The sequence below is a fragment of the Arthrobacter sp. NPDC056727 genome, assembly GCF_042790555.1.
Classification (GTDB): domain Bacteria; phylum Actinomycetota; class Actinomycetes; order Actinomycetales; family Micrococcaceae; genus Arthrobacter.
This window is the reverse complement of sequence record NZ_JBHTZA010000037.1, coordinates 17,296-30,583: the sequence shown is the minus strand read 5'-3', so window position 1 is coordinate 30,583 and position 13,288 is coordinate 17,296. Positions and strand designations below refer to the sequence as shown.

The window sequence follows — 13,288 nt, the reverse complement described above, 5'->3', positions numbered from 1 at the left end:
ACTTAGCGCCCAATACCGTACGGTTATTGGGCGCTAAGTGACCCCGCGTTGCTTTAAAGGTGCCCTTTAGAAGTCGGGGATCTGCGAGCCGTCCTGCGGCCCGGCGCTCTTTCCGGCGCTGTTGCCGGCGGCTGCGGCGGCCTCGGCCTGGGAGCGCGCCACGTGCGCGTGGACTTCCTCCATGTCGAGGGCCTTGACGGCGTCGATGACCTGCTCGAGCTGCGCGGCGGGCAGCGCGCCGGGCTGCGAGAAGACCAAGACCTTCTCGCGGAACGCCATCAGTGTGGGAATCGAGGAGATCCCCGCCTCGGCTGCCAGCTGCTGCTCGGCCTCGGTGTCCACTTTCGCGAAAACGACGTCCGGGTGCTTCTCCGAAGCAGCCGAGTACGTGGGCGCGAACTGGCGGCACGGGCCACACCATCCGGCCCAGAAGTCCACCAGGACAATGTCGTTGCCCTCGATGGTCGATGCGAACTGTTCACCTGTGATGTCAACGGTAGCCATGGTTCAACCGTACGCGAGCCATGTCCGTAAGTCCCGCGGCGGCCAGCGTTGTTCGCTCCCCGCGTCACCGGGAATATTCTGCCCCGGGCGCCTTTGCCCCCGGGGCGCAGGGACTCCGGGGCGTATGTTCGCGCCGAAGATCTTGTGGTTTCTGCGGAAAACAAGTGCCCGCTCCCGCAAAAACGAGTATGTCCTACTCGTGCACCGCCCCCGCGGTGCTTCCTACACTCGAATCAGGCTGGGGCCTGCACGTTAGCGAGCGTGCACCACTCATGAATAGCGGTCATGCGCCCCATATGCCGTGCTTCCGCCCCATGGGCCCAGCGCCTCCTGTGTCTGCGCGTCACCGTCCGCCGCGCACCCGGATATCCGCCTGCGCATCAAGCAGAGGTCCGCCATGAACCAGCAGGAGACGCCAGAGCCCCCAGATGGCTCCGGCCACGACAACTTCGCCGTGCCAGTGCGAGGGCGGCACGGACCGTTGGGAGAACGGCCCGCCGCGCGGGTGCTGCTCATCTCCGCAACGGTGTCCGCTGCACTGTTGGCGGCGGCGGCGGGCGTCGGCGCGCTGGTGGCGTCCGACGCCGGGAGCTCGGCCACCGCGTTCGGCCAACCGGCCGCCGTCGAACAGCCGGCACCTGCGGTCTCATCTGCGGCACCGGCCGTCGGCCTGCCGGCCAAAACCGCGACGGCGGCACCCGCCACAGCGGCGCCGGCAAAGGCACCCGCGAAGGCCGCTGCCAAGCCGGAAACGAAGGCAGTGGTCAAAGCACCAGCCGCTGCCAGGGCGCCCGCGAAAACAGTGGCCGCCCGCAAGGTTGCGCCGGCCCCTGCGCCCGGGCCCACCACGTACCGGGTGGTTGCCGGCGACACCGTGAGTTCCATCGCAGCGCGCTTCAACGTGAGCACCGCGGGCATGCTGGCAGCGAACGGCCTTGCACCCAGCTCTGTCATTTTTCCCGGCCAGACACTCAAGCTGAGCGGACCCGCGGTGTCCGCACCGGCACCGGCACCGGTCCAGGTCCCCGCACCTGCGCCCGCACCAGCTCCGGCAGCCGCCCCCGCCCCGGCTCGTGCCCCTGCTCCTGCGGTGCGGACCATCTATGTGGCCGGCGCCGGCGGCCAGGCGATGGTGGATGCCTGCATCGGGCCCATCCATTTCACGCCCACCGACGGATACTCGCTCTTCATCACAGAGCACGACTTCTGCGGCGGCTGGGCGCGTTTCTCCGGGATCAGTGTCGGTGAACAGGTGGACATTCCGGGCTACGGCTCGTACCGGGTCTCGGCCCGCAGCCAGGTGCCGAACCCCGGGACCACCAACGACGTCGCCGCAGTGTTCGGCGGATTCCCGCGAGCGGTCCTGCAGACCTGCATCCCCGGCACCACCCAGATGCTCGTCATAGCGCTGAACTGACCGGGCCGCGAAAGGCCGCCCGTAAGATCGTGGCCATGACTCAGCAACGTTACCGGGACCTCGCCGAATGGCCGCTGATGGTAACGGCCATCGTGTTCCTGGCGGCCTACGCGTGGCAGGTGATCGGCAGGATGGAAGGCCGCGGAGCCGAGTGGCTCGAGGCCACCATGTGGACCACCTGGGGCATTTTCGTGCTGGACTATGCGGCCAACCTGTGGCTGGCCGAAGACCGCGGGCGCTGGTTTGTCCGCAACCTGCACGAACTGCTGATCGTCGCCCTGCCGTTCTTCCGCCCCCTGCGGCTGCTCCGCCTGCTGACTCTCCTCTCGGTGCTTCACCGGACGGTGGGCGAAACACTGCGGGGCCGTGTGGTTACCTACGTGGCCGCTTCGGCCGCCCTGCTGGTGTTCGTCGGTGCCCTGGCCGTACTCGACGTCGAGCAGTCCGCCCCCGACGCCAAGATCCTCACGTTCGGCGACGCCGTGTGGTGGGCCGTGGCCACCATCACCACCGTGGGCTACGGCGACATGTACCCGGTCACTCCGCTGGGCCGGTTTGTGGCGGCGGCGCTGATGATGAGCGGCATAGCGGTCCTGGGCGTGGTGACGGCCGCCATCGCCTCGTGGCTGGTCCGGCGGGTCGAAGAAACGACAGCGGCAGCGGCCGAATCGGCGGAGCAGCCAGTGCTGACGGAAGTGGGCGAACTGGCAGCCGAGGTTGCCGCCCTCAGGCGCGAGATCGCCGAATTGCGACGCGATCAAGCTCCCTAGGCTCTCCGAAGCATAGGTGGGAAAAGCAAAAGACCTCCGGAACCATCAGGTTCCGGAGGTCTTTCAAATGTGGCAGATGAGGGATTCGAACCCCCGTAGGCGTTGCCAGCTGATTTACAGTCAGCCCCCTTTGGCCGCTCGGGTAATCTGCCGAACTTCAAAAGAAGATCACCCCGGCCGGTGTTTCCATCAACCGCGGGCAAGACAACCTTACAGAACTTCTGCCGAAGAATGAAATCGGGAATCTGCGGGCCGAAAAAGCCCGGAAAATCAGGCTTCGCCAAGGATCCGGCCGGCGAGCTTGGCCTCGAACCGCAGGGCCTGCTCCTCGGTGATCTGGTTGAGCTGCACGGCCCGCTGGAGGTCCGCCTGCACTCCCTCCATCCGGCTCGAGGCGTCGGCTACGGGGCTCAGGATGATGGATGCGGCCACGGCAGCTGCGGCCACGGATGAGGCGGCGGTGGCGATCGTCCCGGCGGCAGCGGCGGTGGACTTGGTGACGTAGCGGACGGCCTTATGGGTCATTGCTTTCCTTCCGAGCGGCTTCCAACTGCTACAACTCTGGGCACCGAAACTTCGTTCCCGCCATGACTTGGCTATGAGTGAACTGTGAATGCGGCCCACCTTCACTTCGCCGCCATCCGTACTACGCTGGAATCCAGATATCCCACCCGGCCCGGAGCCTTACCGCCCGGGCGACGCATGCACCAGCAAAGGAGAGTCATGGCAGGCGAGTCCACATTCGACGTCGTAAGCAAAGTAGACAAGCAGGAGGTGGCCAACGCGCTGAACCAGGCGCAGAAGGAACTCGCCCAGCGTTACGACTTCAAGGGAGTGGGTGCCGAGGTCGACTTCAGCGGCGAGAAGATCCTGATGAAGGCGAACTCCGAGGAGCGCGTCCTGGCAGTGCTGGACGTTCTGCAGTCCAAGCTGATCCGCCGCGGCATCTCGCTGAAGTCCCTGGACACCGGCGAACCGTACGCGTCCGGCAAGGAATTCCGGCTGGAGGCCTCCATCAAGGAAGGCATCGCGCAGGACCTCGCCAAGAAGATCAACAAGCTCATCCGCGACGAGGGCCCCAAGGGCGTCAAGTCGCAGATCCAGGGCGATGAGCTCCGCGTCTCGTCCAAGTCCCGCGACGACCTCCAGGCCACCATGGCCCTGCTGAAAGACTTCGACGAGGCCGATCTCCAGTTCGTGAACTTCCGCAGCTAGCCGTCGCGCAGCCGCACACGGCCACGCGGGACCGGGCTGGCGACACTGGAATACAGATGTCGCCGGCCCGCTGGCGCGTCATGGGCAGCTTTCCGTGCCGCGACGAAAGGACAGAGGACATGAACTTCGCGGTCACCCCTGAGCAGTGGGACGCCGAGGACGGGGCCACGCTCCGCAGCCTGCAGCGGGCCGAACTCGATGCCCGCTACGGCAACGACGACCACGAGCCCGGGTCCGCGCCCACTGCCGAGGACATCACCGTGTTCCTGGTGGCCCGGGACCGCGAAGGCACAGCCGTTGCCTGCGGCGCCCTGCGCCAACTGGACGCCCGGTCCGCGGAAATCAAGAGGATGTTCGTGCTCCCCGGCCACCGCGGAAGCGGCGCGGCCACAGCGGTCCTGCGAAGCCTGGAGGCCGAGGCCGCCCTCCGGGGCCTGACCGAACTCAAGCTGGAAACCGGCACGGAGCAGCCGGACGCCATCCGCTTCTACGAGCGTGAGGGCTACCGACGGATCGACAACTTCGGACCGTACGCGGGCGAACCCCTGTCTGTCTGTTACGCCCGTTCCCTCTGACGACGCGCATCCTACCTGGCGATGCGCAAAATTCCGCGCGCTACGGTTATTCCGGCCGCGCCAGGTATTTTGCGCGTCGCAGGATGCGGAATGCGTCGCAGGGCGGCGAGTACGACGGCGGCCCTCAGCTGAGCGGCCGGCCCGCCATCCGCTCCAGGCGGCTGATGCGGTCCTGCATCGGCGGGTGCGTCGCGAACAGCTTGCTGAGCCCGCCGCCACGGAACGGGTTGGCGATCATGAGATGCGAGGCGTTAACCAGCCGCTGGTCCTGCGGCAGCGGCGCCGCCTGGACGCCCTGGTGGATCTTGCGCAGGGCGGACGCGAGGGCCAGCGGATCACCGGTCAGCTGCGAACCGTCCTCGTCGGCGTCGTACTCACGGGTCCGGGAGATGGCCACCTGGATCAGCGACGCTGCCAGCGGCGCCAGCAGCGCCATGGCGATGAGCGCCAGCGGATTCGAATTGCGACGGTCCCCGCCGCCGAAGAACAGCAGCATCTGGCCCACCGAGGTGATGACGCCCGCCACCGCTGCGGCCACGGACGAAGTCAGGATGTCGCGGTTGTACACGTGCATCAGTTCGTGGCCCAGGACGCCCCGCAGTTCCCGCGGGGTGAGGAGCTGCAGGATTCCCTCCGTGCAGCAGACCGCCGCGTTTTGCGGGTTCCGGCCGGTGGCGAAGGCATTGGGCGCCATGGTGGGCGAGACGAAGATCCGCGGCATCGGCTGGTTGGCGCGGGCGGAGAGCTCCCTGACCATCTGGTACAGCTGCGGCGCCTGGGCCTCAGAAACGGGGTAGGCGTGCATGGAACGGAGCGCGATTTTGTCGCTGTTCCAGTAACCGTAGGCCGTGGTGCCCACACCGATCAGTGCCATGATCAGGATCGGTGCGGAGCTGCGGGTGTTGGCGGCGATCAGGGCTCCCAGGCCCAGCAGGATCGCCCACAGCACGCCGAACAGCGCCGCTGTTTTCATTCCGTTGTGGTGATTGTGCACTTTTGCCTCCACAGCTCAGAAGTCGGACACAGCTCAGAAAATCGGAACCGTCACCGCCGCTACGGAACGGGATTCCGCGCGTCGTACTTCAAGAAGCCGGACTGCCACCGCGCCACCGCCCAGGCCACCACGATGCACAGGACGCCGCCGAGCAGCAGTACCCAGCCCTCACTAAGAATTTTAGTGCCGCCGCCGGCCAGCATGTCGCCAAGCCGGGGGCCGCCGGCGACCACCACAATGAAGACGCCCTGCAGGCGGCCGCGCAGGTGGTCCGGCGTCGCGGCCTGCAGGATGGTGGTACGGAAGACCGCGCTGATGGAATCGGAAATTCCCGCCAGGGCGCAGCAGAGCGCCGCAGGAATCAGCCACAGGGTCACTCCGCCCGAGCCGGACCGCCCGGCCAGCACCACCACCAGGCCGAACGCGGCAATGGACGCACCCCAGCCCATGACCGCCCAGACCACCGCACTCCCCTGCCGCCGGATCGCGCCGAGTGGCCCGGAAAAGAGCCCGGCGAGGAAGGCTCCCACCGCCACGGATGCCAGCAGGATGCCCACGGTGGTTTCCCCGCCGCCGATCATGAGGGCTCCGACGGCGGGCAGCAGGGCCCGCGGCTGGGCCAGGATCATCGCGATGAGGTCGAGGATGAACGTCATCCGCAGGTTGGGCCGCGTGCCCAGGAACCGGAAACCCTCGACGACGGACCGCACCCCGGCCCGTCCCGCCTCCCCGCCCGGCGGCATGGGCGGAAGTTTCAGCAGGGCCCAGAAGGCGAAGATGAAACTGAAAACGTCCAGGGTGTAGGTCCAGCCGAAGCCGACGCTGGCCACCAGGACACCGGCGAGCAGCGGCCCTGCAGTCATGGACAGGCCGAACGTCACCATGTTCAGTGCATTGGCGGCAGGCAGGAGCTCTTTGCGCAGGAGTGCGGGAATGATGGCGCTGCGGGCGGGCTGGTTGATCGCCTGGGCACCGCTTTGCACGGCCACCAGCCCATACAGCAGCCACACGTTGCCGGCTTCCAGCCATGCCTGGAGGGCGAGCCCGCCGGTGGTCAGCCACAGCACCGCGGACGACAGCAGCGCCACAGTGCGGCGGTCGTGGGAGTCGGCGATGGAGCCGCCCAGCAGGCCGCCCAGCACCAGCGGAACCAGGGCAAAGATACTGAGCAGACCGACGTACAGGCTGTCGTGGGTGAGCCGGTAGACCTCCAGGCCGACCGCCACGAGGGTGAGCTGGCTGCCCACGTTGGAGACCGCCGACCCCAGCCACAGCCGCCGGAAGTCGGGGCTCTCGCGCAGCGGAGTGATGTCGGCCAGAAGTTTTCCCACCCGGCAACTCTAGCCTCAGCAGGAACTTAGCCTCGCCTTATTGTGATCTAGTCAAAATAAGTGCTTCAATGGAGTCATGACCGATCACCCGGAAAGCCACGAAGCATGGGCCGCGGCCCTGCGCGCCCACGGCCGACGGGTGACCAAGCAGCGGCTGGCTGTGCTGGCCGCCGTCGAACATCACCCGCACTCCCCGGCGGAAAACATCCTTGCGGCTGCCCGCGAGGAACTGCCGGAACTGACGGCGCAGTCCGTGTACGTGGTGCTGGGTGATCTGACGGACCTGCAGATGCTGCGCCGCTTCGAGCCCCCGCATTCGCCGGCGCTGTATGAGACGCGGGTGGGCGACAACCATCACCACGCGATCTGCATCAGCTGCGGCCGGGTGGAGGATGTCGACTGCGCTGTCGGCCATGCACCGTGCCTCACCCCGCATTGGAGCGAGGATTCCCACCCCATGACCATCCAGATCGCGGATGTCATGTACCAGGGGATCTGCGGAGAGTGCCAGCGGGCCCAAAAACTTCCTGCAAACGTAAATAACAAGTAATTAGGAAATAGGAGAACAATGACTGCCATTTCAACGACCCAGTCAGGCGCGCCGGTCACGTCCGACGCGCATTCCAAGGCTGTCGGTGCTGACGGCGCGATCATCCTCACGGACCACTACTTGGTGGAAAAGCTCGCCCAGTTCAACCGCGAGCGGGTCCCGGAGCGCGTGGTGCACGCCAAGGGCGGCGGCGCGTTCGGCACGTTCAAGACCACCGAGGACATCTCCAAGTACACCAAGGCCGCGTTCCTGCAGCCCGGCGTCGAGACCGAGATGCTGATCCGTTTCTCCTCCGTCGCAGGCGAGAACGGCTCCCCCGACACCTGGCGGGACCCCCGCGGGTTCGCGGTGAAGTTCTACACCACCGAGGGCAACTACGACCTCGTGGGCAACAACACCCCGGTCTTCTTCATCCGCGACGGCATCAAGTTCCCGGACTTCATCCACTCCCAGAAGCGCCTGCCCGGCACGCACCTGCGTGACGCGGACATGCAGTGGGACTTCTGGACCCTGTCCCCCGAATCCGCCCACCAGGTCACCTGGCTGATGGGTGACCGCGGCCTGCCCGCCTCCTGGCGCGAAATGCAGGGCTACGGCTCACACACCTACCAGTGGATCAACGCCGAAGGCGAGCGGTTCTGGGTGAAGTACCACTTCCACTCCAACCAGGGCGTCAAAAACATCACCGGCGAACAGGCCGAGGCCCTCGCCGGCTCCGACGCGGACTTCTACATCCGCGATCTGCACGAAAACATCGAAGCCGGCAACCTGCCCTCCTGGGACCTGCACGTGCAGGTCATGCCGTACGAGGACGCCAAGACCTACCGGTTCAACCCGTTCGACCTGACCAAGGTCTGGCCCCACAGCGATTACCCGCTGATCAAGGTCGGCACCATGGAACTGAACCGGAACCCGGAGAACTACTTCGCGCAGATCGAACAGGCCACGTTCGCGCCGTCGAACTTCGTGCCCGGCATCGCCGCGTCCCCGGACAAGATGCTCCAGGCCCGGATCTTCTCCTACGCCGACGCGCACCGCTACCGGGTGGGCACCAACCACGCCCAGATCCCCGTGAACCAGCCCAAGAACACGGTCAGCAACTACAGCCAGGACGGCGCCGGACGGTTCCTGTTCAACGCCCCCACCGTCCCGGTCTACGCACCGAACACCTTCGGCGGCCCCGCTGCTGTTGACACCGATGTTGTCGGCGGCGGCTGGGAGAACGACGGCGCGCTCACGCACGCCGCGCACTCCCTGCACGCTGAGGACGGCGACTTCGTCCAGGCCGGTGCGCTGTACCGCGAGGTCTACAACGACGCCGAGAAGGCCCGCTTCCTGGACACCATCACCGGTGCCGTGGGCGGCGTCAAGCGCGCTGACATCAAGGAACGCGCCATCGCGTACTGGACCAACGTCGACGCCGAACTCGGCGCCAAACTCCGCGCCAACCTCGGCGCAGCACCCCTCTCCGACGCCGAAGCCGCCAACAAGATCGGCTAACACCACCCGGCAAACACCAGGGAACCCCGCCACGGCACAGTGACCCATTCACGGCCGCGGCGGGGTTCCCTGCGTTCTGGGCAGTTGCTGCCGGCTCAGCCGGGCCCGTCTGAGCCTGCCGAACCGGCTGAGCCCGCCGAAACCTCGACCGCCGACGCGGGCTTCACGCCGTCGGGAAGATATAGTCAACAGCATGCAGTCGGGTCCCCTTTATCTGATCGGCCCTTCGGGCAACCCCAATTTCGGCGACGAGTTCATCGCCGCCGCGTGGCTGAAATATCTCGCCGAAGTTCGGCCCGATGCCGACGTTTGGCTGGACTGCCCCCAGCCCGGCCTGGCGCAGGTCCTCTTCGAAGGACTGCATCCGCGCCTGCGCGTCACCAACACCCTGTGGCGGCTGGTGCACGAGACGGCTGAAATGCCGCTGGACGAGGCCGCGGAGATCATCAGGGCCCGCGTCACCGGCCTCGGCTCCCCCTCCTACGATCTGGGCCTCCTCAAGCTGCGGGAAGCCCAATCGCTGCACCTCATCGGCGGCGGCTTCATCAATGAGAACTGGTCCCACCACGCCGGACTTGTGCTGGCCATGCGTGCCGTCCACGCAATCACGGGCGTCCGACTGATTGCCACCGGCCAGGGACTCATGCCCGAGCTGACGTCGGCGCCCGCCGAAATGCCCCTGTTCCAGGATTTTGTGCACGCGTCGGCCCGCGATGAAGCCGGCGCCCGGGCCTACGGCATCAGCCAGGACCTGGACGATGCCTTCCTCGGCGTCACCGCTGAAATCGCACGCACCACCGCCGAACCCGGACTCTACGTCTGCATCCAGAGCGACACCGCCGATCCGGAGCGGTTCGAAACAGCCGTAGAACTGGCGAGGGCCGCCGTCGAAAAGGCCGTCAGCAAGGGAACCAACGCCTATTACGTCGAGGCCATCCCAGGCGCCGACCGCGTCGCCTACGAACAGCTGGCGGACCTCATTCCGGAAGAACGGTTCCTGCCGTTCCTGCACATCTGGGCCCATGGCCTGCCCCTGGCCGCGCACCAGACGTGGGTGACCAGCCGCTTCCACTTCCACCTTCTGGCGGCGTCGGCAGGTGCGAGGGGCATCGCCGTCGGCGTGAAGAAGGGCTACTACGACGTCAAGCACGAGTCGCTGACGGCCCTGGGCAGCGGCTGGTCACTGGCGCTGGACGGCGACGACCCCGGAATCCCGGCGGACCGCGGTTCGCTGCGAGACGGGCTGCCGGCGCTCGTGGCCCGCAAGCGCGCCGAGGCGGACAAGATCTATCCGCCGTTGCCTGGCCAGTCCGCTGCCACGGCGTCCGGGACGCTGACCGCCGGATCGCTGACAGCCGGCGCCGCGAAGCTCTTCAACAAGGCACTCGCTGCGCCGCGGAAGAACAAGATCCGTCCTGGAGCCCACTGAACCGACCATGCTTGATTGGCTTTCCGGGCTGACCTCCTCGGCCCCGACCGTTGTATTCCTAGTCACGGCGTTCTTCCTCCCGGGACTCCTTGTTCTCCTGCCGCTGAAACCGGGCTGGCCGGCGGCCATCGCGCTCAGTCCCGCTGTCACCTTGCTGATGCTTCTGGCCGGCAGTTTTGCGACGGCGGCCCTCGGCCTCCCATGGAACGCCGCCACTGCCGCGCTCACGGCCCTCCCGCTGGTCCTCCTGGCATGGCTTGCCGGAAGGCGGTTCGCCCTCGGACAGCCCCTGGCGCCCGGCAGCGCCGGCCTGCCGACGTGGCTTGCGGTAGGGGCAGCAACTGCCCTCGGTTCCGCTGTTACCTGCCTCGCCCTGCTCCGCGGCATCGGCGACCCCGCCACCGCCTCGCAGGGCTGGGATCCGATCTTCCACCTGAACGCATTGCGCTGGATCCAGGAATCCGGCCAGGCCACTCCATGGAGCATCGCCCCGATTTTCGGCGCCGGCCGCGCCACGTACTACCCGGCGGGCTGGCACAGCGCCGTTGCCCTCGTTCCGGGCAGCGTCTCCGAAGCGGCCAACCTGTCCTCGATCGTCATCGGCGGCCTGATCTGGCCGGCCGGCCTGGCGTTCCTGGCCACGGCCGTGCTGCCGCGGCATCCTGCGGCATGGGCGCTGACGCCGCTGGTTGGTGCCTCCTTCATCAGCTTCCCCTTTTCCCAGCTCCTCCGCAGCGGCCAGTGGCCCAACGGGCTCGCCACCGCCCTGGTGCCCGCGACGCTGGCCCTGGCCGTGCTGCTGCTGCGCCGCGTGACGTCCGCAGGGACTCCTGCCGGGCCAACGGCCGTGGCATCCGCCGGGCCATCCGCCGGGCCATCTGCCGGGAGGTCAGGCATGCAGGCGGGTACGCGGGCGGGGGCGCCGGCCCGCGGGCACATCCCGCTGGCCATCATCCTCGTGGCCGTCCTCGGCGGCTGCGCTGCGGCCCACCCCAGCGCCCTGTTTGCCATTGCCGTAGCAGTCCTGCCCTTCGTGGCCGCGCGCTTCCTGCCGCTGCTGGTGCGCGGGGTGCGTCGCCGTCCCCTCCCCACCCTTGCGGCTGTGCTGGTCGCGGTGCTCCTTGCGGCAGCGGCGTGGTCGGTGCTGGCCAACTCCCGCCTGCTGGCAGGCGTCATGGCCTACCGCCGGGCTGTACGGGCAGCAGTCCCGGATTCCCTGTACCTTGCCTTCTTCGACCTGCCGCGCTTCCCGGCGCTCTCCCCGCCCGCACCGGACGACTTCAACATCGCAGTGGGACTGCTGGTGATTCTTGGCGCCGTTGTGGCTGTTTTTGTCCGGGAGGCGAGGCCGCTGGCCGCCACCTGGCTGGCCTTCGTGGGGCTCTACGTGCTTGCCGCGGGTCCCGAAAACGGGCTGCGGTGGCTCACCGGCTTCTGGTACAAGGACACCCAGCGGATTGCACCGTTCATCGCCATGGCGGGGAGCCTGCTGGCCGCGCTGGCCATTGCCGTGGTGACAGGTGCCGCGGTCAGGGCGGTGATGCGCGTTATTTCCGCACGCCCTCATGAAGCCAGACCCGCCGCCGGACGGTGGCCCGTTCCCGCCATCCTGTTCACGGTTGCCGCTGCTGCTGTCACCGGTGCGCTGTATGTGGGTTCCGGAAGCTACCGTTCCGTGGAACGCGTGGCGGTGTCGGCGCAGAATTACACAGTCTCCGACAAACCAGGGGCCGGCGTGCTTTCCAGCGGCGAGCAGGCCTTCATTGAGCGGGCCGGCTCCATGCTGCCGGACGATGCGGTGGTGATCGGGGACCCGTTCAACGGCGAAACCTACTTCTATGCGCTGACGGGCCGGCACGTCGTCTACACTCAACTGGGCGCGCCGACAGCCGGCAGCGCGGCCAAGGAGCTGCTCCGCACCGGCTTCAACCGGCTGGCAGCTGACCCTGCCGTCTGTGATGCTGTGCGCAAGGTCGGCGCCACTTACTTCTATGAGGACGCCCCCGGCGGGTCTCACGGCAGCGTCAGCCTGAAGCGCTGGCCGGGTTTCTACAACGTGCCCACGGAGCAGGGCTTTGAAAAAGTGGCGTCCGCGGAGGGCCGCACCTTGTACCGGATTACTGCCTGCCGGTAGCAGCCGCGTACCGGCACCGCGGATGTTCCACATGGGCGCGGCTTTCCACATATGGGCCGTGTTCCACATAGGAGCGCGCGGCCATGGCCGGAGTCGCGGCAAATCCCTAGGCTTCAACCATGAGCACATTCGAGGGCATCCCGGCCGCCGCAACGAAGTTCTACGCTGAGCTGGAGGAGAACAACAACCGCGACTGGTGGCATGCCCATTCGGCGGTGTACCAGGATTCCGTCAAGGCTCCGATCCAGGCGCTCCTCGCGGACCTTGAGCCGCGCTTTGGACCGGGCAAGATTTTCCGGCCCAACCGCGATGTCCGGTTCTCCCCGGACAAGTCACCGTACAAGACCGCCCAGGGCGCCTTCGCCTCGTACCAGGAGGGCGTGGGCTATTACCTCCAGATCAGCGCCGACGGCCTGCTGGTTGGGGGCGGCTACCACTCGCATTCACCCGCTCAGCTGGTCCGGTACCGGAATTCGGTGGACGCGGGGAGCACCGGCGAACAGTTGCAGCACATCGTGGACGCGGTCGCGGCGGCCGGATTCGCCATCGAAGGCGAGAAACTGAAAACCGTGCCCCGGGGCTTTCCGAAGGATCATCCCCGCGGCGAACTGCTGAAGCACAAGTCGCTCTCGGCCGGGGTTACCCTCGGCGAGCCCGAATGGCTCGGCTCCCCGGACGCCGAACGCGAGATTGCCGGGCTCTGGGAACAGCTCCGCCCGCTGGTGGACTGGGTGGGACGGCACGCCGCCCCCTGACGGTTGCATCAGGGGGCGGCGGTTCGTTCAACAAGTACAGGCCCGGCTGAAGGGGGTCAGGCCTGTGCTGGACAAGTACAGGCCCGGCTGAAAGGGGGTCAGGCCTGTGCTGGG

The 13,288-nt window shown here is 67.2% G+C and carries 13 protein-coding genes and 1 tRNA gene; 9 read left to right on the top strand and 5 right to left on the bottom strand.

Features of this window, described 5'->3' with window-relative positions:
* Positions 1-66: 66 nt before the first annotated feature.
* Positions 67-504 (bottom strand): thioredoxin, encoded by a 438-nt coding sequence (gene trxA / locus ACFRAH_RS23035; RefSeq protein WP_377993227.1) that lies wholly within the window; start codon positions 502-504, stop codon positions 67-69.
* Between the two features lie 397 nt (positions 505-901).
* On the opposite strand from trxA, the gene ACFRAH_RS23030 reads away from it, so the two are divergent.
* Complete coding sequence (locus ACFRAH_RS23030; protein WP_377993226.1) at positions 902-1,921, top strand: LysM peptidoglycan-binding domain-containing protein; 1,020 nt, start codon at positions 902-904, stop codon at positions 1,919-1,921.
* A 35-nt stretch (positions 1,922-1,956) separates the two neighbouring features.
* Positions 1,957-2,691 carry an ion channel gene (locus ACFRAH_RS23025; protein WP_377993225.1) on the top strand — a complete coding sequence of 245 codons (735 nt, stop codon included), beginning with the start codon at positions 1,957-1,959 and terminating at the stop codon, positions 2,689-2,691.
* Positions 2,692-2,761: 70 nt separating this feature from the next.
* Here the strand turns inward: ACFRAH_RS23025 and ACFRAH_RS23020 are convergent.
* Both ACFRAH_RS23020 and ACFRAH_RS23015 read right to left on the bottom strand, forming a co-directional pair.
* Positions 2,762-2,843 (bottom strand) — tRNA-Tyr (locus ACFRAH_RS23020).
* Between the two features lie 118 nt (positions 2,844-2,961).
* Positions 2,962-3,216, bottom strand: a complete 255-nt coding sequence (locus ACFRAH_RS23015; protein ID WP_377993224.1) for a hypothetical protein — start codon at positions 3,214-3,216, stop codon at positions 2,962-2,964.
* 198 nt (positions 3,217-3,414) lie between these two features.
* Between ACFRAH_RS23015 and ACFRAH_RS23010 the strand changes: the two genes are divergently transcribed.
* On the top strand, positions 3,415-3,906 hold the full coding sequence (locus tag ACFRAH_RS23010) for a YajQ family cyclic di-GMP-binding protein (protein ID WP_377967068.1): 492 nt from the start codon (positions 3,415-3,417) through the stop codon (positions 3,904-3,906).
* A gap of 119 nt (positions 3,907-4,025) precedes the next feature.
* On the top strand, positions 4,026-4,481 hold the full coding sequence (locus ACFRAH_RS23005; protein WP_377993223.1) for a GNAT family N-acetyltransferase: 456 nt from the start codon (positions 4,026-4,028) through the stop codon (positions 4,479-4,481).
* 124 nt (positions 4,482-4,605) lie between these two features.
* On the opposite strand, the gene htpX is transcribed toward ACFRAH_RS23005, so the two are convergent.
* Together htpX and ACFRAH_RS22995 are read right to left on the bottom strand one after the other, a co-directional pair.
* On the bottom strand, positions 4,606-5,475 hold the full coding sequence (gene htpX, locus ACFRAH_RS23000; RefSeq protein ID WP_377993222.1) for a zinc metalloprotease HtpX: 870 nt from the start codon (positions 5,473-5,475) through the stop codon (positions 4,606-4,608).
* A gap of 59 nt (positions 5,476-5,534) precedes the next feature.
* A complete protein-coding gene (locus tag ACFRAH_RS22995) occupies positions 5,535-6,806 on the bottom strand; it encodes an MFS transporter (protein WP_377993221.1) in 1,272 nt (423 codons plus the stop codon).
* 76 nt (positions 6,807-6,882) lie between these two features.
* Here ACFRAH_RS22995 and ACFRAH_RS22990 point away from each other — a divergent pair, with 76 nt between their 5' ends.
* The 5 genes from ACFRAH_RS22990 to ACFRAH_RS22970 all read left to right on the top strand — a co-directional run bounded on the left by ACFRAH_RS22990 (position 6,883) and on the right by ACFRAH_RS22970 (position 13,174).
* Positions 6,883-7,356 (top strand): Fur family transcriptional regulator, encoded by a 474-nt coding sequence (locus tag ACFRAH_RS22990; protein WP_377993220.1) that lies wholly within the window; start codon positions 6,883-6,885, stop codon positions 7,354-7,356.
* Positions 7,357-7,374: 18 nt separating this feature from the next.
* The gene (locus ACFRAH_RS22985; protein ID WP_377993219.1) at positions 7,375-8,856 is read left to right on the top strand and encodes a catalase; all 1,482 of its coding nucleotides are present in this window, start codon (positions 7,375-7,377) and stop codon (positions 8,854-8,856) included.
* Between the two features lie 193 nt (positions 8,857-9,049).
* Positions 9,050-10,285, top strand: coding sequence for a polysaccharide pyruvyl transferase family protein (locus tag ACFRAH_RS22980; protein ID WP_377993218.1), 1,236 nt, complete (start codon positions 9,050-9,052; stop codon positions 10,283-10,285).
* Positions 10,286-10,292: 7 nt separating this feature from the next.
* Positions 10,293-12,419 carry a DUF6541 family protein gene (locus tag ACFRAH_RS22975; protein ID WP_377993217.1) on the top strand — a complete coding sequence of 709 codons (2,127 nt, stop codon included), beginning with the start codon at positions 10,293-10,295 and terminating at the stop codon, positions 12,417-12,419.
* A 119-nt stretch (positions 12,420-12,538) separates the two neighbouring features.
* The gene (locus tag ACFRAH_RS22970) at positions 12,539-13,174 is read left to right on the top strand and encodes a DUF2461 domain-containing protein (protein WP_377993216.1); all 636 of its coding nucleotides are present in this window, start codon (positions 12,539-12,541) and stop codon (positions 13,172-13,174) included.
* Positions 13,175-13,288 lie beyond the last annotated feature (114 nt).

Coding starts and splice junctions, on each gene's coding strand:
- ACFRAH_RS23015 (WP_377993224.1), bottom strand. CDS start 3,216: ATGACCCATAAGGCCGTCCGCTACGTCACCAAGTCCACCGCCGCTGCC.
- ACFRAH_RS23030 (WP_377993226.1), top strand. CDS start 902: ATGAACCAGCAGGAGACGCCAGAGCCCCCAGATGGCTCCGGCCACGAC.
- ACFRAH_RS23025 (WP_377993225.1), top strand. CDS start 1,957: ATGACTCAGCAACGTTACCGGGACCTCGCCGAATGGCCGCTGATGGTA.
- ACFRAH_RS22990 (WP_377993220.1), top strand. CDS start 6,883: ATGACCGATCACCCGGAAAGCCACGAAGCATGGGCCGCGGCCCTGCGC.
- trxA (WP_377993227.1), bottom strand. CDS start 504: ATGGCTACCGTTGACATCACAGGTGAACAGTTCGCATCGACCATCGAG.
- ACFRAH_RS22975 (WP_377993217.1), top strand. CDS start 10,293: ATGCTTGATTGGCTTTCCGGGCTGACCTCCTCGGCCCCGACCGTTGTA.
- ACFRAH_RS22970 (WP_377993216.1), top strand. CDS start 12,539: ATGAGCACATTCGAGGGCATCCCGGCCGCCGCAACGAAGTTCTACGCT.
- ACFRAH_RS23005 (WP_377993223.1), top strand. CDS start 4,026: ATGAACTTCGCGGTCACCCCTGAGCAGTGGGACGCCGAGGACGGGGCC.
- ACFRAH_RS22980 (WP_377993218.1), top strand. CDS start 9,050: ATGCAGTCGGGTCCCCTTTATCTGATCGGCCCTTCGGGCAACCCCAAT.
- ACFRAH_RS22985 (WP_377993219.1), top strand. CDS start 7,375: ATGACTGCCATTTCAACGACCCAGTCAGGCGCGCCGGTCACGTCCGAC.
- ACFRAH_RS23010 (WP_377967068.1), top strand. CDS start 3,415: ATGGCAGGCGAGTCCACATTCGACGTCGTAAGCAAAGTAGACAAGCAG.